The sequence below is a fragment of the Bacillus sp. FSL K6-3312 genome (assembly GCF_038007485.1).
Classification (GTDB): Bacteria; Bacillota; Bacilli; order Bacillales; family Bacillaceae; genus Bacillus; species Bacillus pumilus.
In genome coordinates, this window is sequence record NZ_JBBOXI010000001.1 from 3,355,592 (window position 1) to 3,377,975 (window position 22,384).

At 42.6% G+C, this 22,384-nt stretch carries 24 protein-coding genes; 4 read left to right on the top strand and 20 right to left on the bottom strand.

Going from position 1 to position 22,384, the window contains the following annotated elements; genetic code table 11:
- Positions 1-62 precede the first annotated feature (62 nt).
- The 9 genes from MHI11_RS17705 to MHI11_RS17745 all read right to left on the bottom strand — a co-directional run bounded on the left by MHI11_RS17705 (position 63) and on the right by MHI11_RS17745 (position 8,081).
- Positions 63-1,520 carry a tetratricopeptide repeat protein gene (locus tag MHI11_RS17705; RefSeq protein ID WP_340961854.1) on the bottom strand — a complete coding sequence of 486 codons (1,458 nt, stop codon included), beginning with the start codon at positions 1,518-1,520 and terminating at the stop codon, positions 63-65.
- Between the two features lie 131 nt (positions 1,521-1,651).
- Complete coding sequence (gene hisIE, locus MHI11_RS17710; protein ID WP_106066194.1) at positions 1,652-2,281, bottom strand: bifunctional phosphoribosyl-AMP cyclohydrolase/phosphoribosyl-ATP diphosphatase HisIE; 630 nt, start codon at positions 2,279-2,281, stop codon at positions 1,652-1,654.
- Positions 2,278-3,036: an imidazole glycerol phosphate synthase subunit HisF gene (hisF, locus tag MHI11_RS17715; RefSeq protein ID WP_106067312.1), complete on the bottom strand. Its 759-nt coding sequence runs from the start codon at positions 3,034-3,036 to the stop codon at positions 2,278-2,280. Before hisF ends, hisIE begins: the two co-directional genes overlap by 4 nt.
- Positions 3,033-3,770, bottom strand: a complete 738-nt coding sequence (hisA, locus tag MHI11_RS17720; RefSeq protein WP_340961857.1) for a 1-(5-phosphoribosyl)-5-[(5-phosphoribosylamino)methylideneamino]imidazole-4-carboxamide isomerase — start codon at positions 3,768-3,770, stop codon at positions 3,033-3,035. The genes hisF and hisA overlap by 4 nt, the downstream gene beginning before the upstream one ends.
- Positions 3,767-4,405, bottom strand: a complete 639-nt coding sequence (gene hisH, locus MHI11_RS17725; protein ID WP_268453909.1) for an imidazole glycerol phosphate synthase subunit HisH — start codon at positions 4,403-4,405, stop codon at positions 3,767-3,769. Before hisH ends, hisA begins: the two co-directional genes overlap by 4 nt.
- Positions 4,405-4,989: an imidazoleglycerol-phosphate dehydratase HisB gene (hisB, locus tag MHI11_RS17730; protein ID WP_065097968.1), complete on the bottom strand. Its 585-nt coding sequence runs from the start codon at positions 4,987-4,989 to the stop codon at positions 4,405-4,407. Before hisB ends, hisH begins: the two co-directional genes overlap by 1 nt.
- Entirely contained in the window at positions 4,986-6,275 is a 1,290-nt protein-coding gene (hisD, locus tag MHI11_RS17735; RefSeq protein WP_268453910.1) for a histidinol dehydrogenase, read from the bottom strand. The genes hisB and hisD overlap by 4 nt, the downstream gene beginning before the upstream one ends.
- Positions 6,272-6,913 carry an ATP phosphoribosyltransferase gene (hisG, locus tag MHI11_RS17740; protein ID WP_065097966.1) on the bottom strand — a complete coding sequence of 214 codons (642 nt, stop codon included), beginning with the start codon at positions 6,911-6,913 and terminating at the stop codon, positions 6,272-6,274. The genes hisD and hisG overlap by 4 nt, the downstream gene beginning before the upstream one ends.
- A complete protein-coding gene (locus MHI11_RS17745; RefSeq protein WP_340961864.1) occupies positions 6,906-8,081 on the bottom strand; it encodes an ATP phosphoribosyltransferase regulatory subunit in 1,176 nt (391 codons plus the stop codon). The genes hisG and MHI11_RS17745 overlap by 8 nt, the downstream gene beginning before the upstream one ends.
- Before the next feature lie 233 nt (positions 8,082-8,314).
- On the opposite strand from MHI11_RS17745, the gene MHI11_RS17750 reads away from it, so the two are divergent.
- Complete coding sequence (locus MHI11_RS17750; protein ID WP_106066189.1) at positions 8,315-9,109, top strand: C39 family peptidase; 795 nt, start codon at positions 8,315-8,317, stop codon at positions 9,107-9,109.
- A gap of 60 nt (positions 9,110-9,169) precedes the next feature.
- On the opposite strand, the gene MHI11_RS17755 is transcribed toward MHI11_RS17750, so the two are convergent.
- The 8 genes from MHI11_RS17755 to hprK form a co-directional block, all read right to left on the bottom strand.
- Positions 9,170-9,808 (bottom strand): DsbA family protein, encoded by a 639-nt coding sequence (locus tag MHI11_RS17755; protein WP_044139379.1) that lies wholly within the window; start codon positions 9,806-9,808, stop codon positions 9,170-9,172.
- 43 nt (positions 9,809-9,851) lie between these two features.
- Entirely contained in the window at positions 9,852-10,493 is a 642-nt protein-coding gene (locus tag MHI11_RS17760) for an NAD(P)-dependent oxidoreductase (protein WP_106029373.1), read from the bottom strand.
- Positions 10,494-10,579: 86 nt separating this feature from the next.
- Positions 10,580-11,008 carry an Rrf2 family transcriptional regulator gene (locus MHI11_RS17765; protein ID WP_003213266.1) on the bottom strand — a complete coding sequence of 143 codons (429 nt, stop codon included), beginning with the start codon at positions 11,006-11,008 and terminating at the stop codon, positions 10,580-10,582.
- A 69-nt stretch (positions 11,009-11,077) separates the two neighbouring features.
- Positions 11,078-11,596: an acyltransferase gene (locus MHI11_RS17770; protein WP_340961868.1), complete on the bottom strand. Its 519-nt coding sequence runs from the start codon at positions 11,594-11,596 to the stop codon at positions 11,078-11,080.
- 1 nt (position 11,597) lies between these two features.
- The gene (gene ppaX, locus MHI11_RS17775) at positions 11,598-12,248 is read right to left on the bottom strand and encodes a pyrophosphatase PpaX (protein ID WP_340961870.1); all 651 of its coding nucleotides are present in this window, start codon (positions 12,246-12,248) and stop codon (positions 11,598-11,600) included.
- Positions 12,245-13,189: a nucleoside recognition domain-containing protein gene (locus tag MHI11_RS17780; protein ID WP_340961872.1), complete on the bottom strand. Its 945-nt coding sequence runs from the start codon at positions 13,187-13,189 to the stop codon at positions 12,245-12,247. The genes ppaX and MHI11_RS17780 overlap by 4 nt, the downstream gene beginning before the upstream one ends.
- Positions 13,190-13,208: 19 nt before the next feature.
- Positions 13,209-14,033, bottom strand: a complete 825-nt coding sequence (lgt, locus tag MHI11_RS17785) for a prolipoprotein diacylglyceryl transferase (protein WP_340961874.1) — start codon at positions 14,031-14,033, stop codon at positions 13,209-13,211.
- A gap of 11 nt (positions 14,034-14,044) precedes the next feature.
- The gene (gene hprK / locus MHI11_RS17790; RefSeq protein ID WP_003212943.1) at positions 14,045-14,977 is read right to left on the bottom strand and encodes an HPr(Ser) kinase/phosphatase; all 933 of its coding nucleotides are present in this window, start codon (positions 14,975-14,977) and stop codon (positions 14,045-14,047) included.
- Between the two features lie 177 nt (positions 14,978-15,154).
- On the opposite strand from hprK, the gene nagA reads away from it, so the two are divergent.
- From nagA to MHI11_RS17805, 3 genes are read left to right on the top strand one after another with little or no spacing between them, the layout of a single operon-like run.
- The gene (gene nagA / locus MHI11_RS17795; RefSeq protein WP_340961876.1) at positions 15,155-16,345 is read left to right on the top strand and encodes an N-acetylglucosamine-6-phosphate deacetylase; all 1,191 of its coding nucleotides are present in this window, start codon (positions 15,155-15,157) and stop codon (positions 16,343-16,345) included.
- Complete coding sequence (gene nagB / locus MHI11_RS17800; protein ID WP_044139373.1) at positions 16,345-17,070, top strand: glucosamine-6-phosphate deaminase; 726 nt, start codon at positions 16,345-16,347, stop codon at positions 17,068-17,070. Before nagA ends, nagB begins: the two co-directional genes overlap by 1 nt.
- A 24-nt stretch (positions 17,071-17,094) precedes the next feature.
- Positions 17,095-17,820: a GntR family transcriptional regulator gene (locus tag MHI11_RS17805; RefSeq protein ID WP_251190772.1), complete on the top strand. Its 726-nt coding sequence runs from the start codon at positions 17,095-17,097 to the stop codon at positions 17,818-17,820.
- 29 nt (positions 17,821-17,849) lie between these two features.
- Here the strand turns inward: MHI11_RS17805 and MHI11_RS17810 are convergent, their stop codons facing one another.
- From MHI11_RS17810 to MHI11_RS17820, 3 genes are all read right to left on the bottom strand, one after another.
- Entirely contained in the window at positions 17,850-21,707 is a 3,858-nt protein-coding gene (locus MHI11_RS17810) for a metallophosphoesterase (protein ID WP_340961880.1), read from the bottom strand.
- A gap of 94 nt (positions 21,708-21,801) precedes the next feature.
- Positions 21,802-22,188, bottom strand: coding sequence for a phage holin family protein (locus MHI11_RS17815; RefSeq protein ID WP_003213568.1), 387 nt, complete (start codon positions 22,186-22,188; stop codon positions 21,802-21,804).
- Positions 22,189-22,383 carry a PspC domain-containing protein gene (locus MHI11_RS17820; RefSeq protein ID WP_044139369.1) on the bottom strand — a complete coding sequence of 65 codons (195 nt, stop codon included), beginning with the start codon at positions 22,381-22,383 and terminating at the stop codon, positions 22,189-22,191.
- Position 22,384 lies beyond the last annotated feature (1 nt).

Here is a 22,384-nt window from a genome sequence, read left to right on the forward strand (position 1 = left end):
TATCCAAGAAAAAAGCATGACCTTTTCGGCCATGCTGCAATCTTCTAAATCTATTTACCTATTCAATCAATTAATGTACAAATGACTTGTTCATATTTAGACAGTGTTTGAACACTGATTTGAAAAGAGGCTGCAATCTCTTTTTTGCTAATAGATTCTTCTTGCTCCTGCATCCATAAATAATAAGATGCTGCTGCCCATGCAGGCGCATTTTTCTTATCTACGCCAGAAGCACGTGCCTGCTGAATAATATGGAATAACCAAAAATAAGGCATATGGCTGTCAGGCTGAACCGCTTCTTCCAAGCTGGATGCCGCCTGTTTTGCGAAAACCGCATCTTCTGAAAAAGACCGTTCTTCCATTTCATCTTCGTATAAGAGCAGTTCAATAAATTGCTGTTCGAAGGCTGTTTTCGCTGCGCGTGCATCAAGGACAGATTGAAGAACATCACGTTCCCCTTTTTGTTTGCTTACATAGTACGCCGTCAGCCGCTCCTTAATGGAGACCATTGGCTCAGTCTCCTCAGGTTTATCCTGCCACGGCTTGATTTCATCTGCATCGATATCTTCTTCGACCATCTTATCCCAAACCGTCTGTGCAAGCGTTTTGTGACCTGTATAATAAGCTGCGCTTGCGAGCCAGTATAAAAATGTACTATCTCCTTGAAAGCCTGTTTTGTACAAAGAATAAAGCCATTTAAAGGCCCATTCAAATTCTCCAACTAGGGCAAATGTTGCGCCAAGCTTATAACGCTGTTCACTTAATATTGGATACACGTGCGTTAATTGCTTTGCTAACGTATTGACCTTTTCTTCTTCTTTTTCATAATGATAGAAGACAAGCTGGTTGCAAAGGGCATGCAGATTACCCGGATTTTCATCTAAAACCCGGTTCAGCATCTCTTTCGCCTGATGGATTCGACCAGAATAAAAATAGGCCAATGCGAGATTATTGTACGCTGACCAAAATTCTGGATACTCAACAATCATCTGTTCCAGCATCTCAATGGCTTCATCAAGCCTGCCGCTTTCCAGCAAGTGATTTGCTTGATCCTGCTTCACAATCAGGTCATCCTGATCGTAAGGAAAATCTTCGTCCTCTTCGTCACTCATATCGAGCAAGTCGAGAAGGTCATCATTTTCATCTGCAAATTCCCCGTTCTCTTCTAATGAAGCATAGGCAGTCGCTGACTTATATGCCTCTTGAAAGAGTCCTAGATTCGCATAATTATTGGCTTTAAAATAGTGACACTCAAACATATTTTCATCAATATGTTCAAGGATGAAATCAAGCAGTTCATTTGATTGTTGGAAATGACCCATTTCAGTATAAATAATAGCAAGCTGTGACAGCATTTCTACATTTTCAGGCTCAAGTACGATAGCCCGCTGTATGAGCTTACTCGCTTTAGATAGATTTCTTTCTCTATAAGCTTTTAGACCTTTATGAAAAAAGTAATGCCCATCTTGGAATAGCTGGACGACTTGTGTGTGATTATTTTGAGAAGTGTATTTACTCACTGATACCCTCCATTTCGAACAGTGTACCGTGTGTAGTATAACATACTTCAAGAGTCGTCACATAGAACAAAAGAAAAGGAAGGATTTGTTTTTCACTTAGGAAATAAAAAGCCGGAGGTGCCCCCGGCTTTTCACTCGCCTTGATGACGTTTTTTTAATACTTTTAATACATCATCAAGTGGCAATTGCTGTTCACGTAATAACACAAGCAGGTGATACAGAAGATCGGCTGTTTCCCATTTCAATTCTTCTTGATCCCGGTTTTTCGCGGCAATGATGACCTCTGACGCTTCTTCCCCTACCTTTTTCAGGATTTTATCGACCCCTTTTTCAAATAGATAGGTTGTATAAGCGCCTTCTGGCATTTCTGCCTGACGTTTCGCAATCACCTGTTCAAGTTCATTTAAAATGGCAAAACGATCCTGCTCTTCCGTTTGACGCTTCACGCCTTCTTCCGAAAAGCAGCTATAGCTGCCAGTGTGGCACGCTGGTCCACTTGGTGAGACAAGAATAAGCAGAGCATCCTTGTCACAGTCATATCGAATGGATGTGACTCGCTGAGTATGTCCAGATGTGGCGCCTTTGTGCCAAAGCTCGTTTCTTGATCGGCTGTAAAACCATGTTTCCCCTGTCTCTAGTGTTTTTTCATAGGATTCTTGATTCATATACGCCAATGTCAATACTTCCTTACTTTGAGCATCCTGTACAATCGCAGGTATCAGGCCTGCCTCATGAAAGGATAATTCGTTTGCCTGTTTCATCTGACCTTCACCCCGTGTTCTCTCAAGTATGTCTTTACCTCTTGAATTGAAGTCTCTTTATAATGAAAAATGGAAGCTGCTAAAGCTGCATCCGCTTCTCCTTTTGTAAATGCCTCCAGCATATGCTGAGCATTGCCAGCGCCTCCTGAAGCAATGACAGGTACGGTGACAGCTTCTGACACAAGCTTTGTTAATTGATGATCAAAGCCCTTTTTCTCACCGTCGGCATCCATACTTGTCAGCAAGATCTCTCCTGCCCCCCTCAGCACGGCTTCTTTTGCCCAATCGCTAACCTCTATATCCGTTTGACGGCGCCCTCCGTGTGTATAAACCATGTACGCTTTTTTCTCTTCATCGTACTTTGCATCTATTGCGACGACGATGCACTGGGAACCAAAAAAATCGGCACCTTCTGAAATGAGTTCTGGTCTTAAAACTGCCGCTGTATTCACAGATACTTTGTCTGCACCCGCTCTTAATATGCGCTTCATGTCTTCAAGGTGGTTAATTCCCCCGCCTACCGTAAAAGGGATGGCAAGAGTGGACGCCACTTGTTTGACCACATCTACCATCGTTTTCCGGCCTTCATGAGAGGCAGAAATATCAAGAAAGACGAGTTCATCCGCCCCTTCCTCATCATATATCTGCGCTAATTCTACCGGATCACCAGCATCCTTTAAGCCGAGAAATTGCACCCCTTTGACCACACGACCTTCCTTCACATCGAGACATGGGATGATTCGTTTTGTCATCATACGCGGTCAAGCCCTTCAATTGCTTCAGCTAAAGTAAACCGCTCCGTATAAAGTGCCTTTCCAATGATTGCACCAGAAACGCCTGACTGTTTTTGTGCTGACAGCTTTTGGAGATCGGCTACCGAACTGATACCGCCTGAAGCAATGACTTGTTTGCCAGTAGCTTCTGCTAAGCGAACTGTACTTTCTACATTAGGACCAGCCAGCATGCCATCCATTTGAATATCCGTGAAAATAAAGACCTCCGCGCCTTCCTTTGCCAATTCTTTTCCAAGTTCCTCTGCCTTCACTTTCGATGTTTCAAGCCACCCCTCAGTCGATACGAATCCATTTCGCGCATCAATGCCAATCGCTATTTTCTCCCCATATTGCGCAAGCATTTTTTTCACAAAGGCAGGGTTAGAAACAGCCGAGCTGCCAAGGATGACTCTAGCTACACCATTGTTTATATAAAAGGCAACGTCTTCTTCTGTCCGAATGCCGCCACCAATTTGTACATTTACATCTAAGGATGAAGCAATCGCCAGCACATGCTCATGATTGACGCGATTCCCCGCTTTCGCACCATCTAGATCAACGAGATGAATCCACTTTGCTCCTTCATTTGCAAATCGCGTCGCCATATCGAGCGGCGAATCTCCATAAATGGTTTCTTGATCATAATCTCCTTGCACGAGCCGTACACATTTGCCATTTCTCATATCAATTGCTGGATACAATGTAAATTCACTCATTTGTTCACCCTCTGTTCGTTTGCTAATTGAATAAATTGTTTGAGCAGCGCCATGCCCGTTGTACTGCTTTTTTCAGGGTGAAACTGTGCGCCTAGCACATTTCCCTTGCCGACAACTGCTGGTACTTGAACGCCATAGTCTGCGCTTGCTAATTGCTCTTCTGGATTCATATCCCTCACATAATAAGAGTGAACAAAGTACGCAAATCCTTCGGATACCCCGTCAAACAATGGGGAGGGCTGATGAAATGTGAGCTCATTCCACCCCATATGAGGCACCTTCAGCCTTTGCCCATCATGGTCACGATCCTTTAAAAGAACGACACGCCCTTTTAGCAGCCCCAAACCTTTCGTACGCCCTGCCTCTTCGCTTTCTTCAAATAACAGCTGCATCCCAAGACAAATGCCAAATAGCAGCTTTCCTTCCTGCACTACTTGGTGGATAAACGCCTCAAGCCCTGTCTGTTTTAACAGCTGCATCGCATCACGAAACGAACCGACCCCAGGCAAAATATAAGCATCTGCCTTTTTGAGCTCCTCCACATCAGCGGAGACAATATAACGGGCACCTGCTCGTTCCAGTGCTTTTGATACGCTGAACAAATTTCCCATTCCGTAATCAATGACTCCGATCATTAGAGCATCCCCTTTGTCGAAGGAATCCCTTTCACACGTGGATCAATGGTTGTTGCTTCATCCAAAGCACGTGCCATCGCTTTAAAAATAGCTTCAATTATATGGTGCGTATTGCTTCCATAGTGAACAATTACATGAAGGTTTATACGAGCTTCTAACGCAAACTTCCAAAGAAACTCATGTACGAGCTCTGTATCAAAGGTACCGACCTTTTGACTTGGAAAGGCCGCTCTCATTTCCAAATGAGGACGATTACTTAAGTCGACCACGACCTGGGCAAGCGTTTCATCCATTGGAACAAAGCTGGACCCGTACCGCTTAATCCCCTTTTTATCACCTAACGCTTCCTTAAACATTTGCCCAAGCACGATGCCGATATCTTCTGTTGTGTGGTGATCATCAACATCTGTATCTCCTTTCGCATCAACGGTCAAATTAAAGTGTCCATGCTTCGTAAATAGATCGAGCATGTGTGTCATAAAAGGGACATCTGTTTGAATATCCGCTTTTCCTTCCCCATCAATCTCTAACGATAATGAAATATTCGTTTCATTTGTTTGTCTCGCTGTTTCCGCCTGTCTCATGACGATTCCCCCCGCTTTCTCGATTCAATCGACCTTGCATGTGCTTCGAGCCCTTCTAACCTGGCAAAAGCCGCAATGCTATTCCTGTGTGTCTCAAAGGCTTCTTGACTATATGAAATAATGCTCGTTTTCTTTTGAAAATCGGTCACACCAAGCGGGCTAGAAAATCTAGCTGTTCCGTTGGTTGGCAGCACGTGATTCGGTCCTGCAAAATAATCTCCCACCGGCTCAGGGCTATAACGCCCTAAAAAAATCGCCCCTGCATGCTTGATTTGACCAAGAAATGATTCTGGAAATGCTGTCAGCACCTCTAAATGCTCTGGCGCTAACTGATTGACGACGTCTACTGCACGATCCATGGAATCTGTCACGTATATACGGCCATGATGTTGTATGGATTGTGCAGCGATTGATTTTCTTGGCAAGGTGTCCAGTTGCGCTTGCACCTCAGCTCGCACATTTTCAGCAAGTGTCTTAGACGGGGTCACCAAAATACTAGATGCCAGCGCATCATGCTCTGCCTGAGAAAGTAAATCGGCCGCCACCTCATGTGCTATGGCCGTGTCGTCTGCTAGAACCGCAATTTCACTTGGACCGGCAATCATATCAATGTCTACCTGACCAAATACTTCCCGCTTTGCCAGTGCGACATAGATGTTGCCTGGACCTGTGATTTTATCAACAGGCTGGATGCTTTCTGTTCCATAGGCAAGTGCCGCAATCGCCTGTGCACCGCCCATTTTATACATCTCTGTAATACCGAGCTCCTTCGCAGCAACGAGTACAGCGTCAGAGAGGTAGCCGTCTTTCCCTGGGGGTGTCACAAGGACAATTCGCTTAACACCAGCGACAAGCGCCGGAATCACATTCATTAAAACAGATGATGGGTAAGCAGCTGTTCCGCCGGGGACATACACACCAACTGCATCAAGTGGTGTCACCTTTTGTCCGAGCATCGAGCCATCCTGCTGGTGATAAAACCAAGAGGATGTCAGCTGACGCTCATGGTATGTGCGAATATGACGGATAGCCGTTTGAATCACTTGAATCATGGCTGGGTCCAAACGTTCGGAGGCTTTTGTCATTTCCTCGTCTTTGACAAGCGGATCTTCAAGCAGCACCCCATCAAATTGCTTTGTAAAAGACTGTACCGCTTGATCACCATTTAGCCTCACTTCTTGTATAATCCGCTGAACAGCCAGGCGCTGCTCTTCCGTGCCTGTATCTAAAGTCCGTTTGAGCGAGAGTGTCTCTGTCTCACCTTCTTGTATGTAGGTGATGTTCATGATGTTTCCTCCCCTTCAATGATTCTTGCAAGGCGCTGCGCCATTTCATCGATCACTACATCCTTCATCCGATAGCTCACAGGATTGACAATAAACCGTGATGTAATATCACAAATATGCTCCGTTTCAACAAGTCCGTTTTCCTTGAGTGTTTGACCTGTAGAGACAATGTCTACAATACGATCGGCGAGTCCGATGAGCGGTGCTAATTCAATGGAACCATTCAGCTTAATGATCTCTACTTGCTCCCCTTGTTCTCTAAAATAGGAAGATGCGACATTTGGGTACTTTGTTGCCACACGCGGTGCGACACCGCCCCAGCTGGCTCCCGGCAATCCGGCAACCGCTAAATGGCATTTACTGATGTTTAAATCAAGCACCTCGTACACATCACGAGCTTCTTCGAGCATGACATCCTTTCCTGCAATGCCAACATCTGCTACACCGTGCTCTACATAAGTCGTCACATCCATTGGCTTCGCTAAAATAAAGCGGAGGTTTTCTTCCGGTACATCGATGATTAACTTTCTTGAATCCTCGAATTCCTCTGGCAGTTGATATCCTGCCTGCCTTAACAGCCCTGCGGCTTCTTCAAATATTCGGCCCTTTGGCATCGCCATCGTCAACACTTTACCCATTTTGCTCTCCCTTTCTAGCGCCGATAAAATAAGTCACCTGCTCAAATGCCTTGGTCATCGCGTCAATATTTTCAATCCCTGCTAAGTCTTGCAGCACGATCTTTTTCCCTTTTGACCGCTCCTTTTCTGCAAAAGCAAAAGCTTCCAGTCTTTGTTCTTTACTAAAAATCACTGCCTCCTGCGGTTCATTGATTTCTTTTGCATCAAGCGCTTCAAGCAGACGATCTAATCGAAGTCCGAATCCTGTAGCTGGTGCAGGTGCATCAAAATGAGCAAGCAAGTGGTCATATCTGCCGCCACTTCCGATGACTGACCCAACATGATCTGCAAATACTTCAAACAAAATACCCGTGTAGTAGCTCATATGACTCACCATGCTTAAATCTAGACGGATATATTCTGTACAGCCGTAATCTTCAAGTGTCTCCCAAAGCGACTTTAACTGCGTGAGCACCTCTTTTCCTTCTTGTGAAACGACGATTTCCTCTGCCCGCTCTGTGACTTCCTGGCCGCCTCTTAACTCTAAAAGCTGTAACAGCCTCGTTTTATCGATGGAGGAGAGTGGCAATTGCTTCACATGCTGACGATATCCTACATAATTCTTTTCATATAAGAATCGGCGAAGGACGTTTGCACGCTCTGTATTTCCCAGCACATCTACAAATAACGTCTCTGCTAAAGCGACATGCCCAATTGCAATTTTGAAGGAATTGAGCCCAGCATTTTTTAATGCGAATACGACAAGCGCGATCACTTCAGCATCTGCACTAATCGAACCGTCTCCAATCAACTCAATTCCGACCTGTTCAAATTCTGATGGTCTTCCGCCTTCTCTTTCCTGTGCCCGGAACACATTGGCCGCATACCCAACGCGAAGCGGAAACGCCTGTTCATGAAGCTTTGAAGCTGCCACTCTAGCAATAGGTCCCGTCATATCTGGTCTGAGTACAAGGGTTTGCCCGTTCTGATCTAACAGCTTAAAGAGCTGTGTATCTGTAATCGCCGATTGAACACCGACTGTATCGTAAAATTCAAGCGTTGGTGTTTCCATCAACCGGTAACCCCAACCATTCATGACCTCTGTTAAGGAATGTCTCACTTTTTTCTTCGTCTCATACAATCCTGGTAATGAATCCCGCATACCATACGGTTTCTCAAACATAAACATGTTCTTCTGCACCTCCAACACATTAAAACAAAAAATTCCGAATCCTTTAGTTCGCTAATATGATAATATGCTAACAAAATAAAGTGATTAAATCAATCATTTTTATTTTCTCTCTATTTTCACGAAAAATTTGTGGAATTATTACATTCAAGTGACACCTATCTCTTTTCTGCATGTTGGATGAAAGAACGTGCTATAATACATAAAAATATTGAATAACACAGGAGATTACAGTGAAGTTCATCCAGACATTAATCTTAACTTTGTTGTGCGCATGCCTTGTTTATTTCGGCTTTATATACGTGACACAAATCGACCAAGTCAAGAAGACAGCTTCGCCACACGAAGCAGCCAAAGAAAAAGAAAACGATACGGCACTCGCAGCTGAAGAAACACGATCAACGAAAAAAACAGATACCACCTATTCTTCCTTAAAAGGAAGCAAAAAAGCCATGGACGTCATCCTCTACAATCAAATGGATGCCCCAAAGCTTTATAATGGATGCGAAGTCACAAGCTTAGCGATGCTTCTTCATTACAGCGGCTACGAGCAAGTGACGAAAGACACATTGGCAAATGAAATTAAACGTGTTCCACTCAATTATGAAAATGGCTTAAAAGGAGACCCACATGACGGGTTTGTAGGCGATATGGAGAATGGACCAGGTCTTGGTGTATACCATGAACCTATTTATCAGCTTGCGAAAAAACATGCGGGCGCTCAAGTCGTCGACTTAAGCGGAAAACCTGTCAAAAAGGCCATCTATCAATCACTTGAAAAAGGGTATCCTGTTTGGGTGATTACCACATCCACCTTTGACAAAATAGATAACATGGAAACATGGAATACACCAAATGGCAAAATAGATGTAAGCTTTAATATGCATAGCGTGGTCATCACAGGCTATGACAAGGAGCATGTCTACTTAAATAACCCATACGGAGAAAAGAATCAAAAAGTCGATCGCGATCAGTTTGAAGATTCTTGGGAACAGATGGGCAGGCAGGCGATTATCATTAAAGCCTAGAACAATTTCTCTTTGAAAACATGAAAAACCATCCTCTATCCGAATAGAGGATGGTTTTTTTCATGATGATGCTTCTATGATTTCCTTCAGGCGCTCCTCAAGCTTTTCAGCTGTCATCGCTCCTCCGCCTACACTGAAGTATTCATCCCCTTTTTTTAATAAAAGGGTAGGGTATCCATTCACTTGAAGTTGATGAACCTTCGCAAAGTCGGCATACGCAGCATTGATGACTTCTTTTGTTTTCATTCGTTCAATGACGGCTTTAGGATCAAGATGATGTGCCAGAGCGATCTCCTGATACGTTTCATCATCGCTCAGGCTTTTTCCGTCTTGATAAAAAGCCTTTTGCATCGATGCTGCCAAGTACAATGCACGATCTGGAACAACGGATCTTAATGCTGAAAACCCAATGGCTGCAGCCTCAGAGTCTAAGAGAAATGTCCCGTTTGCTAGCAGCTTCTGATAACGTTCACCAAACTCAACGCCTGTTAGCTGACTGATCCGTTGATTTGCTTCTGATATATGTGGATATTCCTTTATTGGAAGACTTCTTTCTCCTACAAATAAGCCGCCAGATACGAGCGTCAGTGACATTTCAGGATGGTTCTCATGCAAAGTACGGATACTGTTAGAAAACCCATAACACCAGCCACAATACGCATCCCATACATAAATGAGAGACAATTCTTGATCATTCATACGTTAAACTCCTCACTCATCGTTTTTAGCGGCAACGAATCACTTATTCTGCTTCAGATACAACGGTAAAACGTTCTCCAACATGGGCAGCCTGCTCAATTTCATCGACAAGCGCAATGGCGTAGTCGGCATAGCTCACATAGCTGTCACCTTTAGAATTGACAATCAGTTGGTCTTTCCCTTTCACATAAGAACCTGTGCGTTTGCCAGCTGGATCAAAGAATGCAGCAGGGCTGAGGAAAGTCCATTTTAATCCTTCGGTTTGTTGAAGGTCTTTTAGGTTTTCACCTTGCTGTGAAGCAGTAGGCACATACTCCTTTGGAAATTCTGGTGTATCAACAAGTCTTGTTGTTTTGGCTTCATCAACAAATAGACTGCCCGCTCCGCCCACAACGATTAAACGCGTATCGGGTACCTCTTTCAAAATATCAATCAGCTTTTTCCCTGCCTCTACGTGAAGGTGCTCTTGTCCAGCAGGTGCGCCAAATGCATTGACGATAACATCAAAGCCTTTGATGTCTTCTGCTTGTAAATGAAACACATCCTTCTCAATAACAGCTACGGATGAATCTGTCACTTTTTTCGCATCTCGAACGATGGCTGTTACCTCATGTCCTCTTGATTGAGCCTCTTTTACAATTTCCTGTCCTGCTTTACCTGTAGCGCCAATAATACCGATTTTCATATGAATTCCTCCTGTAAAATGATTTTATTTAATAAACAAAGGTGTAACCAATTCAGTTACAACAGAGGTAAAAAAAATTGAATAGATCATCCAATTTTTTTGATTAACACCTGCGTTAGTTCACTTAATTTGATCTCAGCAAGCACTTGCTCCATCGCACTTTGAGCGCGGCACAAGATTAACTCAAGCACAGCCTGGATATTTGCACCGATCGGACAGTCAGGATTTGGGCTTTCATGGATTTGAAACAATTCTCCCTCATCCACCACTTCAACCGCTTTATACACATCAAGCAGCGTGATATCGTCTTCACTGCGGTTCAGCTGAGAACCGCCTTTGCCAAGACTCGTTGAGATTAGGCCTGCTTTTTTTAATTTACTCATAATACGGCGGATGACCACTGGGTTTGTATTCACACTTCCCGCGATATCCTCCGATGTCTGTAATGATCCTTTTTCAAGTGATAGCAAGGCCAGAATATGGACAGCGACAGTAAATCTGCTGCTGATTTTCATGTTTTCTCACCTCTGTTGTAATCATTATAGTTACACCATAACATATTGTCAACAAAAAAGTCTGCCGAGCTACTCAGCAGACTTAGATTGACGTGCATTCATTTCTTCTTTCGTATAAATCATGCGCATTGGATTTCCTCCAACAAATGAGCCTGCTGGAACATCCTTATGAACAAGTGTACCAGCCGACACGATCGCCCCATCCCCAATGGTCACACCAGGTAAAATGGTGGAATTGGCTCCAATTAAGACTTCATCCCCAATATAGACTTCCCCAAGTCTGTATTCTTTAATCAAATACTCATGGGTCAAAATGGTGGTGTTATAGCCAATCACCGAATTTCGACCGACCGTGATTTTCTCAGGAAACATGAGATCCACCATGACCATTAAGGCAAACGCTGTATCTTCGCCAACCTTCATACGAAGAAAGGTTCGGTATATCCAATTTTTCATTCCCATAAAAGGCGTGTACCGTGCGATTTGAATGAAAATAAAGTTTTTCACCACTTTGAAAAAGGGGACCGTCCGATAGACTTGTCGTAACGAATTGACCCCTTTTACAGGATATCGATCTGTTTTTCTCAACTCAATCAGCTCCAACAATCGCCAGAAGATCACTCATTTTCTTTAGCATAAAATCAGGGCGATGCTTTAAAAGGGCCTCTTCTCCCTTAATTGACCAAGCAACACCTGCTGTTTTTGTCCCTGCCGCTTGACCAGACAAAATATCGTGATAATTATCGCCGACCATCACCGCTTCATGTGGATCACTGCCAAGCTTGGACAATGCCAGCTGGACTGGCTCCGGATGCGGCTTCTCATTTTGGACATCATCGAGCGTCACAATCACCTCAAAGAATGGCTCTAAACCGGTCAGCTTCAATCCCATTAACACTGTGTCACGTATCTTTGTTGTGACAATTCCAAGCTTAAATCCTCGATCCTGCAAGACTTTCAATGTATCTATAACAGTCTCATATTCAGTCACGAGCAGATCATGCTGTTCATGATTAAACGTACGGTACATCTGAATCATGTCATCCGTTAGATCAGGGTCCATCGCAGAGAATGTATCAAATAATGACGGACCAATGAAATGGAGGATCTCTTCACGGCTGTACTGACCAGGGTAATAATGATCAAGCGTATGTTGAAATGAAGCAATAATTAATTCATTCGTATTGATTAATGTGCCATCTAAATCAAATAGCACGGTGTTAACAGTTGATTCGTTCATATGGCTTCCTTTCTAACAGCTACGAGCTCGCGCTTTCGCCAAATATAGCTAATGGCAGCTGTTAATAAAATAGCAGATATCAGGCGGATGACAAGAAGCGGCCACACAGGAATCCCAAGTGGAATAAATATCAGCGTATCTTCGACCACTGCATGGCAGGCAACAAGGAAAATGAAAGCAAGGGTTAAATCCTTTTTACTCACGCCGTCCTCTTCCACTGCCTTCATCATCACGCCAGCTCCGTATGCCAGACCAATGGTTAACCCAGCGACCATCGTCATCGACGTATTTTCTTTCATTCCAAGCATTCTCGTAAATGGAGACAGCCACTTAGACAACGTATGGAGCCATCCTAAATCTCTCATGAATTGAATGATGATCATGAGAGGGATGACGATACAGGCGAGCTGGAGCACACCGAGTACGGCTTTTTGTAAAGCGAGAAGAACGATCATGTACCAGCTGGAAGGCACATCAGCCGTCTGAGCTGCTGTCAGCAGTCCATATTGTGCCGGCTCCTGGCCTCCCTGCCAAACGAGATGAATGACAATAGCCGAAATAACAGCAAGACTGATTCTGACAAGCAAAATGACAGACACTCTCAGTCCAACCTTTGCTGCAACAGTCGATTCGATGATCAGGTTATGGCAAAAGGACAGCATCACGGCCAAAATGAACACTTCCTTCACAGGAAGATCTAGTGTCAAAATGGCGGCAATGCCAGCATACAAGTTCAACACATTTCCTAATACAAGAGGAATAGCTGCTTCTCCTGAAAGACCAAACAATCCCATAAATGGCCGTGTGAATTGAATCATCCAATCCATAACAGGCGTATGCTGCAAGATACTGACGAGAATGGTAACCGGAAAGATGACTTTTCCAAGTGTCCAAGTTGTCGATAGCCCTGCTTTTAAGCCGTTTTTCCATGTCTCCTGCATCCTTCTGATCCCCCCTGCTTTAATTCGATGAGTTGTTCTCTTTATACGGGATCGATGCGTGACCTTTTATTCTTCTAAAGATCAGCAGCAGAACAGCCACTACAAAAATGGCAATCGAAATCATTTGAGCGATTCGAAGATGTTCTGTCAGCATCAAACTGTCCGTTCTCATACCTTCTATGAAGAAACGACCGATTGAATACCAAATTAAATAAGACAAGAAGATTTCGCCTCTGCGCATCGATGCTCTACGTAATAAAACCAAGATCACAACACCGGCAAGATTCCATAATGATTCGTATAAGAACGTTGGGTGATAATACGTCCCATCAATATACATTTGATTAATGATAAACTCAGGCAAATGCAAATTCTCTAAAAAGGCTCTTGAAACAGCCTCACCATGCGCTTCCTGATTAATAAAGTTCCCCCAGCGTCCAATGGCCTGCGCTAGTAAAATACTAGGTGCTGCCACATCGGCTATTTTCCAGAAGGACACCTTTTTCACTTTTGTGAAGACGATTGCTGTCAGCACAGCGCCTATCAGCCCGCCATGAATGGCAATTCCGCCATGCCAAATCTTAATGATTTCATTTGGGTGCTGCTGATAGTAATCCCATTCGAAGGATACATAATAAATTCGTGCACAAATAATCGCTATTGGAATGGCAAATAAGATTAAATCAATAAACGTATCTTTATTGATTCCTCTTTTCTCACATTCTCTCAGTGCGAGCCAGAGTCCTAGTAAGGCTCCTACCCCAATGATCACACCATACCAATGAACCGAAAGAGGTCCGAGCTGAAAAGCAATCGGATCAATTGGCTGAATCGCTTCGTTCATATAGACAACTCCTATTCATCTTGGCCATTGTCTTCAATGACATCGGCTAGTTTACTTGTAAATTGTTCCGCCGCATTATGTCCCATGCGTTTTAACCTGAAGTTCATCGCAGCCACCTCAATGATAACCGCTAAGTTTCGCCCGGGCCGGACAGGGATGGTCAGCTTCGGTACATCTGTATCGATGATTCGCATCTTCTCTTCTTCAAGTCCTAAACGATCGTACTGTTTGCCTTGTTCCCAAAGCTCAAGATTCATCACAATCGTAATTCTCTTATAGCTTCTGACAGCCCCAGCTCCAAATAAGGTCATCACATTAATAATGCCTAACCCGCGGATTTCTAAAAGATGTTCAATCAGCTCTGGTGCGCTTCCGACTAACGTATCCTGATCCTCTTGACGGATTTCTACACAATCATCTGCGACCAGCCTGTGTCCTCTCTTCACTAATTCTAAGGCTGTTTCACTTTTTCCTACTCCGCTTTTTCCAATTAACAATACACCTACACCATATACATCTACGAGCACACCATGAATAGCAGTCGTTGGTGCAAGCTTGCTTTCTAAAAAGTTGGTCAAACGACTCGACAGTCTTGTCGTTTTTAGGCTTGAACGTAACACAGGTACGCCATTTTCATTTGAAGCTTCAATTAATTCCTTCGGCACTTCACGATCTCGTGACAAAATAATTGCAGGGGTAATATCAGTACAAAGAGACATCATTCTCTGCTTTCGTTCGCGTTCTGGGAGCTGTTCAAAAAAAGAAAGCTCTGTTTTCCCTAAAAGTTGAACTCTTTCTTTTGGGTAATATGTAAAATAACCAGCCATTTCAATACCTGGTCTGGAAAGATCACTGATTGTAATGGGACGATTAATCCCTTCTTCCCCACTTACCAGTTCAAGATGAAATTGTTCCATTATGTCCTTCGTACGAACTTTCGGCACGCTTCTTCCTCCTTTTATCACAGGCGATTCAGAAATACAGCTCTATTTTATCACTTTCAATGATGATCCCAAAACAGTATTTTATCCTGATCCTGTTTCCGTTCATTTACTGGTATAGACAACTATACTTAAAAAGGGTAAACTAAGTCAAAGACAATGACTAAAGGGGGCACAATCATGAGCAACTCTTTATTGCTCTCCAATATTCATATTGTGACAAAGACCGAAATGATTGCAAACGGTTTTGTCGGTTTACGCGGCGGCAAGATTGACTATATTTCAACAACACCACCGACAGGAAATTATGAAAAAGTATATATTTCCCGGGAAAACTTTTATTTACTTCCCGGAATGATTGATATTCACATCCATGGCGGATATGGAGCAGATATGATGGATGCGACATCAGAAGCCATGAATACACTCGCTGACAACTTACCATCAGAAGGAACGACAAGTTTTTTAGCCACAACCATCACTCAAAACCATCATGAGATAGAGCAAGCACTTAAAAATGTCGCCCAGTGGAAACAATACAATGAAGAACAAGCAGGCGTTCAGGCACAATGTTTAGGTATCCATCTTGAAGGTCCTTTTATTTCTAAAGATAAAGCAGGGGCACAGCCTGTTCAATGGATAAAGCAGCCCGATCGCCCTCTTTTTGAAAAATGGCTGGATGCTTCTGAACAGCTTATTCGAATCGTCACGTTCGCACCTGAGGAAGACCCTGATTTTGCTTTTCTTTCCTTGTTGCAAGAAAAAAACATTATTCCTTCTATTGGACATACGAATGCCCAACATGACATGATTGAATTAGCAGCAAAGCATGGTGCACGCCATGTCACACATCTTTATAATGCACTGAGTTCGTTTCAGCATCGTGAACCAAACGCTGTAGGAGCTGCTCTTACAAACAAGGATCTCCATACTGAGCTGATTACGGATGGGATACACTCCCATCCACTTGCCATCAAGCTGGCGTATTTGGCAAAAGGAAGTGATCGTTTAATGATGATCACAGACTCGATGCGCGCAAAAGGACTTGGAAATGGCACGTATGAATTTGGGGGCCAAACAGTCACAGTCAGCGGCGAAAAAGCTTTACTGGCAGATGGTACACTTGCAGGATCAATTCTGCGAATGAAAGATGGCGTCAAACGAATGAAACAGATCACACATTGTGAATGGACAGAGATAGCAAAGATGACCTCAACTAATGCAGCCATTCAGCTAGGACTTGATCAGCAGCTTGGTTCGATTGAAGTTGGAAAACAAGCAGACCTTGTGATCTGGGATGAGTCTGGTGAACTAATGATGACGATCTGCCATGGACAAATCGTCTTTGAGAAAAAGGAGGCCAACCACTAATGAACATCATTGAATTTGAAGATAAAGAACAATTAGGAAAAGAAGCAGCAGCCCTGATCGCGCGCACAATCGCTTCTAAACCAGATGCCGTACTCGGCCTGGCAACGGGCGGTACACCTCTTGATACGTATCAAGAGTTAATTCACCTTCATCAATCACAACAATTGTCTTTCAAACAAACAAAAACAGTCAATTTAGATGAATATGCAGGGCTTGATTCAGATCATGAAAATAGTTATATGACCTATATGAAACGTCATTTATTTGATCATATTGATCTTCCACAGGATCAGTATTTCCTTCCAAATGGCGCTACACCTGATTTAGAAAAGGAATGCTTAAGATATGATCAGCTCATTCAAAACATAGGCGGCATCGACCTTCAACTTCTTGGAATCGGTCAAAATGGACATATTGGTTTTAACGAGCCCGGTACTCCGTTTAACTCAAAGACTCATGTCGTGCAACTAGATGAAAATACCCGGCAGGCCAATGCAAGATACTTTTCTTCTATTGATGAAGTGCCTACACATGCCATCACCATGGGCATTGCGAGCATTCTTTCTAGTAAAAAGATTCTCCTTCTTGCATCAGGAAAATCAAAAGCGGAAGTGATACAATATTTAGAACAGACTGAGATACATCCAGACTTCCCAGCATCTGCTCTGAAACTTCATGAAGATGTGACGATTTTGATTGATCGAGAAGCTGGTTCACTACGCTAAAGCTAAACACGAGAGGATTTTCACATGTTTATTGATAAGCAGTCACCTATTCCGATGTACCATCAGATTATGGAGAATTTGAAAAAACAGATTGAGGATGGAACATTAGCACCTGATACACTCATTCCTTCTGAAAGAGAATATGCCGAACGCTTTGGTATAAGTCGAATGACTGTCAGACAAGCCTTATCGAATCTTGTGAACGAAGGATATTTGTATCGACAAAAAGGAAAAGGCACCTTTGTGAGCCGAAAAAAATTTGAACAGCCGCTTCAAGGTTTAACAAGCTTTACAGAGGATATGCGTCAGCGTGGTCTTAAAGCTTCAAGCCAGCTGATTGATTTCACAAAAACCGTCTGTCCAGATCACTTGCTGCCTGTCTTACAACTGTCAAATGGCGATGATATATTTGAACTCAAACGGATACGCCTCGCAAATGATGAACCGATGGCGATTGAAACGAGCTATATCCCTGAAGCATTTGCAGGAGATTTAACAAGAGAACATTTAACTGGCTCTATATATGAATATATAGAGACTCAAACAGGCCTTACAATTGCTCATGCAAAACAAGAGCTTGAAGCGAATGTTGCTTCAAATGAAGAAGCACACGTGCTGTCTATTTCAACAGGCGATCCCGTGCTCTCAATCGCAAGAACGACTTATTTTCAGAATGATATTCCGTTTGAATATGTTCTTTCCGTTTATAGAGGAGATCGTTACAAGCTCATTCATACAATGGAAAGATAAACAGTGCCCTTATAAAAGGAGCACTGTTTTTATTTCCTAAGAAATGTTTCTTCACGATCATTTTTTGTATGAATTTTCCATATCGGTGAAATCGCTTTTCCTTGAAAACGATCTTTTGCTACGGTGTACCAATAATAGTCTTCGTTTGGCTTTAAGCCTTTCCACTCAAAGCTCGCTTTTTTGCCGCTTTTTACGCCGCGCGCCTCTCCTATCAAAACATTTGTGTACACATTGAGTTCAAAATAGTTGGTTTTGACAGATTTCATTTTCGGCGTCAAATCCACATCGATTGAAAATTCATCCTGATCTCCATACGTTTTAGGATCGTAGAAATGCTCTTGATTCATGTAAGGCGAGTATGTCGTAAAATGAAGCTGGTTTTTTTCTTGATCGGCTGTTATCAATCGCATAAACCCTTGTCCACCTTCAGGTCCTGACTGATAATCGGCGAGTATTTGATATACTTTCCGGTCTACTTTACCATCCTTGTCATCGTCAAGCTCATCTACTTTCCTGCTCGCTCCGTGATAGTGACCGCTAAATACCGCCACTATATTTGGATGACGTTTCACTACCTGATGGAAGATGAGCTCGCCAATCGGACTGCGGTTGCCACTGACCAACAAATACTCATGGAAATTTAAAATGACGATACGGTCTGGATGCTCAGAAATCACACGGTTCAACCAATCAATTTCATCTTGCTTAATCCCCCAGCCCATGTATACCATCATATAATCATTGCCACCGGCAGAGATGAGATCATAATGACCTCGATTGTTTTGATAGGATTCACCATAGTACGGTTTATTTGCAAAGCGTTTCTCACCGAAATATTTCCCATATTCCGCATAAAAACCGTCCTTATGTCGAACATCATGATTTCCTGCTAAAACACCATAAGGAATCTGATGCTCATCTAACACGCGCATAAACGTATCGGCTCGTTGCCATTGTTTATCTTTTGAATCATCCACAATGTCACCTGTATGGAACACATATTGAATGTTTAACTTTTCTCTCTGGTCTCTGATCCACTCGACCATTTGTTTAAAGATATGGGGATAGCTCTTTGCATAATATTGTGTGTCAGACATCCAAACCATCTTATATGGCTTTTGCGCTTTACTGATTTCATCCTGTACAAGCAAATCAAACGTATGATTCTTCATGTACTGTCTGACGGACAGCAGTCCTTTCAGGTAAAATTCCTTTTGATTCTTAGCAAAATGATGAGTAATTTTATCCCACTTTTCTTGCTGATGATTCCATGCATACATGGTCACCTTTCTCCCTGTCAATGAACTCCCTTTCCATATCGCTTCGACGACATCCTTTTCACGTACATCTTGATGAACCTTGATTTGAAAACGATGATAGGGAAAACGATGTAAATCCTTCGTTTCAACTGACTTACCATCAGCAAATGCAATGCGATTCCTTTCTTCATGAGAAAAAATCATTTCTCCTTTTTCGTTAAAGCTCTTTGGCGGTTCTGTCTCCGCTGCATATTTCAAAATGTTCATTGATGGATGCAACGATGTATATTGATACGCACGGTAAAAGGAATAATCCAGCTTATCATTCGTTGGGTCCTTGGTGAGCACAGTTTGCTTTGACGATTTCATTTTCGTCTTATCTGCTACACGTTCTGGTGGCTCAGGGTGTTCATGCACCGTTTTGAATTCCTTTTTCACCGTCGTCAAGTTCCCTGCTGCATCTTTTGCTTTAATTGTCAACGTGTGCTCCCCCGGGTTTAATTCGCTAGAGGACGTCTGGTATGGCAACGAAATTGGCTTGCCATCTACATATGCCTTCATCTCCTCTATGTCACTCCAGCGATCCGTTACGTTTGCTTTTAACGTAAAGGCTCCTTTATATGGATCGTTTGTTTGGACATTGGTCTTAATTTTTGGACCTGTATTATCGACCATCACATGTACAGATGCATGCTCGTCTGAGGTTTTGGCCTCAATCAGGTGCGGCCCCTCTTTCAACCTTCTTGTATCCCACTTCATAAACGTTGAAACATAAGCTTCTTTTGGTATTTCAAATTGAAATGTTCTGACCTTTTTGGCGTTACCACTGTCACCCATTCTCCATTCTTTTTCCGGCTTTGCATTGATTGGAGGAATTTGAGTTCCATTCGACAAAATCATCCGGACGTTTTTTAATTCAAAATCATCGTGATTCTCTCCAGGCAGCCGGTCTACTGGAGAAGTCTTTGTTCCAGCATGGAAAGAGATTGTTTGGAGACCTTCTTTTTTCATCTCTGCTTCTGGTATTGGCATTGTATAGGTACGATACACTTTTGTCGAATCATCAAAAATAGAAAGTAAGTGCTTACCTATGGACACACCATTTTTAAAATATAAATTTGTCCCTTTGACATCAAATGCAATATATGGATCTGCTTCAAGGGCAGAAAACACTTGCTGATTCCGCTTTCCATCTATCAATAATTCAATGCTTTTTTTCTGATCAGACGTTGCTTTTAATGGAAATAATCCTGAAACCGTATCTCCTTCTTCTACATTGAATCGAAGGCCATGAGCTTTGCTAACTTGCTCCACATCAATTATTTTTTTCATCGTCATTGCTGTATTTTCACCGTCTGACGCTTCAAGCTGATATTCCAATTGTTCTTTACCAATCAACACAGGTGAGTAAATAATATGATGAAATAACCGGTCGTTATGATCTTTTTGAAGCAGTATCTCCTTAAAATCATCTTTCCGATTTGTTCGATAGCGAAGCTTGACGGTTTTGACGACCTGATCATCCTGTACATCTGCTTTAATCTCTATGCTTTCAGTTGGTTTCACTGGTTTCCTCACTGTCATATCTTCAATCACAGGTTTATGGATATCTTGAGAAATTTCTTTTTTCTCAGATGGAATTTGTGCTTTTAGCACTTTTCCAGGCGTAGGCTCTTCTTCAATATTCGAGATCAGCTTCATTTGCGAAGTACCGTCCATTGGATATTTGAACAGCAAAGATTTATGCTCACTAAACCATGAAGGCTTCAAACGAAATGCTGCTGAAGAAATCTCCTCCCCTATATTTGTTGTGATGGAAACAAGACGGGATTTAGAGTTGGACAGCCCTTTGCTTTCGATGACAGATACATGCTCTCCCTCTTTTAATTGACTTTTGTACATAGCATTGAAGTCCGCTACAGTTAAATGCTCCTGTCCTTTTTTCCTCAGCCAGAAAACATACGGTTTTCCAGGTGAAAGAGTGACTGGATTTGTGTGAAAGGAATACACATCATCCATTTCAGTTCCTTGTGCAGGATTGCGATAGCGAAGCTGATAATGTTTAAGAGAGATAGGCTCATGTGTTGTGTTATATACCTCAATAAATTCAAATGCATCTTTGCCTTTGCGATTTTTTGAATTGACAACAATTTCTGTGATGACTAAGTCCGGAATGCGCGAAAGATCCTCTTCAAATCCATTTAAGTGGACAGATTGTTCTGCCGTTTTGATCACGGACTTTTGCGTAAGAAACTCTGTATAGTAACGAACGGTTGAATTCCATAATTGATCTGGCGGAATTTTCGCGGTAAATTCTGGCTTCATACCTGGCAGCCGTTCCATTGGGATCAAACGGTACCCTAGCTCATCACTTTGTTTATAATACAAGTTCGCAGACAAAATTTGTTCCGGATCCGTAATAGACGCACGAAACTGGAGATCACGGCTTTTTTCCCCTAGAACTGGACGAACATCCACATGAAAGGGATCAAAGATAAAAGGAGAAAAAGGCTTGTCCGGTATATTGACTTGTGTTTGAATAAAAGGCCCTGCTGAAGCAGGCTGATTGAAACAAAAAAGAATGATAAAAAAACATAAAAGCATGATTTGTCTGCTCATGTTCACCATCGTGCACCGCCTCCCTTCGGATATTGTGTCTCCTGAAGGAAGTTTTTATGTCAGATGAAACGGAGAAACGATACAAAATGGGTCAAAAAAACCGTTAGCTTTTTTTCGCTAACGGCTCCACAATTCCTTTTTGTATCAACAGATGGAAAATGGATAATATGACAGCCATCCAAATGGCCGTTCCAAACCCATCAATATTAAAACTATCGCCCATAAAACTTGATGTCATCATAAGTGTGATGGCATTAATCACAAATAAGAACAATCCTAGTGTAAGGACGGTTACTGGAAGCGTTAAAATGATCAAAAACGGCTTCACTAAAATATTGAGCAAGGATAAAATAATACTTGCCACAATGGCTGCGCCAAACCCTTCAATATATACGCTCCCAAGCCCTGGCAGAATGCCTGAATCAAAATATCCCGCAATGACGATTAAAAGTAATGCATTGACTAAAATACTGACGATCCATCTAAGCATTTAGTTAGTGCCTTCTTCCGGAACAACAAAATACCAGATGAAGTAGACCAAGAAAATTGGCATAAATGCTGTCATAAATCCGATGATGACCGTTAAAATGCGAAGCAGAGATGCATCGACACTTAAGTATTCGGCAAGTCCACCAACAACACCCGCTATTTTTTTATCTGTTGCTGAACGATAAAGCTTCTTCATG

Excerpts from the sequence above, each read along its gene's own strand:
- MHI11_RS17805 (WP_251190772.1), top strand. The coding sequence starts at position 17,095 with ATGTTTATTGATAAGCAGTCACCTATTCCGATGTACCATCAGATTATG.
- ppaX (WP_340961870.1), bottom strand. The coding sequence starts at position 12,248 with ATGAACGAATCAACTGTTAACACCGTGCTATTTGATTTAGATGGCACA.
- MHI11_RS17765 (WP_003213266.1), bottom strand. The coding sequence starts at position 11,008 with ATGAAAATCAGCAGCAGATTTACTGTCGCTGTCCATATTCTGGCCTTG.
- MHI11_RS17755 (WP_044139379.1), bottom strand. The coding sequence starts at position 9,808 with ATGAATGATCAAGAATTGTCTCTCATTTATGTATGGGATGCGTATTGT.
- hisH (WP_268453909.1), bottom strand. The coding sequence starts at position 4,405 with ATGATCGGAGTCATTGATTACGGAATGGGAAATTTGTTCAGCGTATCA.
- hisF (WP_106067312.1), bottom strand. The coding sequence starts at position 3,036 with ATGATGACAAAACGAATCATCCCATGTCTCGATGTGAAGGAAGGTCGT.
- MHI11_RS17760 (WP_106029373.1), bottom strand. The coding sequence starts at position 10,493 with ATGAAAATCGGTATTATTGGCGCTACAGGTAAAGCAGGACAGGAAATT.
- nagB (WP_044139373.1), top strand. The coding sequence starts at position 16,345 with ATGAACATCATTGAATTTGAAGATAAAGAACAATTAGGAAAAGAAGCA.
- nagA (WP_340961876.1), top strand. The coding sequence starts at position 15,155 with ATGAGCAACTCTTTATTGCTCTCCAATATTCATATTGTGACAAAGACC.
- MHI11_RS17820 (WP_044139369.1), bottom strand. The coding sequence starts at position 22,383 with ATGAAGAAGCTTTATCGTTCAGCAACAGATAAAAAAATAGCGGGTGTT.
- MHI11_RS17745 (WP_340961864.1), bottom strand. The coding sequence starts at position 8,081 with ATGTTTATGTTTGAGAAACCGTATGGTATGCGGGATTCATTACCAGGA.
- MHI11_RS17815 (WP_003213568.1), bottom strand. The coding sequence starts at position 22,188 with ATGCTTAGATGGATCGTCAGTATTTTAGTCAATGCATTACTTTTAATC.
- hisD (WP_268453910.1), bottom strand. The coding sequence starts at position 6,275 with ATGAACATCACCTACATACAAGAAGGTGAGACAGAGACACTCTCGCTC.
- hisA (WP_340961857.1), bottom strand. The coding sequence starts at position 3,770 with ATGAGTGAATTTACATTGTATCCAGCAATTGATATGAGAAATGGCAAA.
- hisG (WP_065097966.1), bottom strand. The coding sequence starts at position 6,913 with ATGGGTAAAGTGTTGACGATGGCGATGCCAAAGGGCCGAATATTTGAA.
- MHI11_RS17810 (WP_340961880.1), bottom strand. The coding sequence starts at position 21,707 with ATGGTGAACATGAGCAGACAAATCATGCTTTTATGTTTTTTTATCATT.
- hisB (WP_065097968.1), bottom strand. The coding sequence starts at position 4,989 with ATGAGACAGGCGGAAACAGCGAGACAAACAAATGAAACGAATATTTCA.
- MHI11_RS17780 (WP_340961872.1), bottom strand. The coding sequence starts at position 13,189 with ATGCAGGAGACATGGAAAAACGGCTTAAAAGCAGGGCTATCGACAACT.
- hisIE (WP_106066194.1), bottom strand. The coding sequence starts at position 2,281 with ATGAAACAGGCAAACGAATTATCCTTTCATGAGGCAGGCCTGATACCT.
- lgt (WP_340961874.1), bottom strand. The coding sequence starts at position 14,033 with ATGAACGAAGCGATTCAGCCAATTGATCCGATTGCTTTTCAGCTCGGA.